This window comes from Vibrio sp. 10N.261.52.A1, from assembly GCF_002876325.1.
Classification (GTDB): Bacteria; Pseudomonadota; Gammaproteobacteria; order Enterobacterales; family Vibrionaceae; genus Vibrio; species Vibrio chagasii.
This window is the reverse complement of the sequence record NZ_MCYD01001299.1, coordinates 1-509: the sequence shown is the minus strand read 5'-3', so window position 1 is coordinate 509 and position 509 is coordinate 1. Positions and strand designations below refer to the sequence as shown.

The 509-nt window shown below is 38.7% G+C and carries 1 pseudogene; it reads right to left on the bottom strand.

Annotation, left to right across the window (positions count from 1 at the left end):
* Nucleotides 1-91 precede the first annotated feature (91 nt).
* Nucleotides 92-509 (bottom strand): annotated as a pseudogene (locus BCT81_RS27080) (serine/threonine protein phosphatase); the annotation flags it as partial.

Genomic DNA, 509 nt, shown 5'->3' with positions numbered 1-509 from the left:
CCCTAAAAGTGAACGATTTGTTCATTTTTTAATATTGTTCAAATAAAATGAACAGATTAAATTAATGAACAAAATTCAATCTTAGTAAAAATCAAAGGTAGAATGCTTTGATTTTTAGTCCTCCTGGTTTAAGTGGAACTGCCCCTTTGGGATTACAAATGAAGGTGGTGTTACCGTCAGCGATGACTTTTTCTACAGCATCATGTTGATGACCAGCCACCCAAAACCGAGCCCTTGAGATCACCTCATTACTGAGGCCTGCGTGATAGTATGGGGCATAAGAACTGTGTGCGTGATCTGATATAGCAAAGGCTTCTTTAGATGGAAGATGGTGTGAAACAACAAGATCCACTTTTTCTGGGAGGTTGTTAATGAACGTCTTGTATTGCTCCTCAATAATGCTGCTTCCAATAAACTTAACATCGTTCATCAACTCAGAATACGCATCTATAAGCTCGACAGAGTAGGTATGAATAGGAAACCAAAGGGTACCTGAAGTGGTCAAGTAA